General features: G+C 70.6%; 3 protein-coding genes and 1 pseudogene. All 4 read left to right on the top strand.

Annotated features, from left to right (window positions below; genetic code table 11):
* Positions 1-193: universal stress protein (locus ACSDR0_RS50645; RefSeq protein ID WP_435296140.1), on the top strand; the 193-nt coding region annotated here is incomplete at its 5' end.
* Complete coding sequence (locus ACSDR0_RS50640; protein ID WP_435296139.1) at positions 193-675, top strand: CBS domain-containing protein; 483 nt, start codon at positions 193-195, stop codon at positions 673-675. The genes ACSDR0_RS50645 and ACSDR0_RS50640, both read left to right, overlap by 1 nt.
* Before the next feature lie 54 nt (positions 676-729).
* Positions 730-798, top strand: a pseudogene (locus ACSDR0_RS50635) (hypothetical protein); the annotation flags it as partial.
* Complete coding sequence (locus ACSDR0_RS50630; RefSeq protein ID WP_435296138.1) at positions 789-1,229, top strand: universal stress protein; 441 nt, start codon at positions 789-791, stop codon at positions 1,227-1,229. The pseudogene ACSDR0_RS50635 and the gene ACSDR0_RS50630, both read left to right, overlap by 10 nt.
* Positions 1,230-1,332: the final 103 nt, after the last annotated feature.

Here is a 1,332-nt window from a genome sequence, read left to right as displayed (position 1 = left end):
GGTGGAGTCCCTGTTGGAGGCGGGCCGGGTGACCGAGGTCCTGCGGCGCGAGGCCGAGGACGCCGAACAGGTCGTGCCGGGCAGCCGGGGGCTGGGCAGGTTCGGCTCGGCCGTGCTGGGCTCGGTCAGTCACGGAGCCCTTCACCACGCCCGCTGCCCCGTCGCCGTGCTCCGAGCCCGAAGAGAGGCGTGATGGACACCGGCAACCTCACGGTGGCACAGGTGATGAGCCGGACCCTGGTCGCCGTCGACCTCGAGGAATCCCCGCTCATGGCCTGGGAGATCATGCGTCGCGCGGATGTCCATCACCTGCCGGTCGTCGACGGGCACGGCTGCCTGCGCGGGATCCTGACCCGCGAGGACCTCACCGCCCACTGGTCCGGCGGCCCGATCGAACAGTCACACGCGCGGGTCCGCGCGCTGCTGGCAGATCGCCGCCGCCCGCACACCACGCCCGGCACGCCTCTGGCCGACGCCGTCGCCGCGATGCTCGACGCCGGCGTCGACGCGATCGGGGTCATCGGAAAAGATCACCGGCTGGCGGGGATGATGACCGCCACCGACGTGCTGCGGGCCGTGGCCGGCCGCATCACCGAGCACCGGGAGCCGCCCGAGCTCATGACGGGGATGTTCCGCCTGGTCCCGGTCCTGCCGTCCCACGTCCCCGCCGGATGAGGCGAGGATCCTGCCTTTGATGTGACGTCACGGTCCTGGCTGGAGGGTGTTCCCATGAGGCGAGAGATCATCGTCGCGTTCGACGGGTCGCCACACAGCCGTGGCGCGGTCGAATGGGCGGCGCTGGAGTGCGGGGTGCGGCGAGCGGAGTTGACCGTCTGCCATGCCCCCGCGCCGAGCGTGAGGCGGCGATCACCGAGCAGCGGCGACGGCACGCGGGCCGTGTCCTGTTCGAAGGGGTGCAGCTGGCCGAGCGGCTGCTGCCGGGCCGGGAGGTGCGCTCGATTCTGGTCCGGGGCGCCCCCGGACCGGAACTGGTCTCGCTCAGCCGGACGGCGAAGATCCTGGTGGTCGGATCCCGAGGTCTCGGCGGACTCACCGGGTTGCTGCTCGGCTCGGTCAGCGTTCATGTCGCCGCTCATGCGTTCTGCCCCGTGCTGGTCATCCCGCCGCACGCCACCCCACAGGTGTCACACATCGCCGCCGCCCGCCGGATCCCGGGGTCTTCTCCGAACGTGACCCCAGACATCCGAGCACGTTGTGGTGTCAAGTGACGACGGTGAGAGGAGGTGGAAACGCGATGGACTCGTCGTAGGTCCGGCGCGTTTTGAGGCAGTGATAGAGGCAGCCGATCAGACGGTTGAACAGGTGCCGCAG

Origin of the sequence: Streptosporangium sp. G11 (assembly GCF_051192615.1) — a bacterium.
GTDB lineage: Bacteria > Actinomycetota > Actinomycetes > Streptosporangiales > Streptosporangiaceae > Streptosporangium.
Note: the sequence above shows the minus strand (reverse complement) of the source record. Positions and strands in the feature narration are given on the sequence as shown.

Coding starts and splice junctions, on each gene's coding strand:
- ACSDR0_RS50630 (WP_435296138.1), top strand. CDS start 789: ATGGGCGGCGCTGGAGTGCGGGGTGCGGCGAGCGGAGTTGACCGTCTG.
- ACSDR0_RS50640 (WP_435296139.1), top strand. CDS start 193: ATGGACACCGGCAACCTCACGGTGGCACAGGTGATGAGCCGGACCCTG.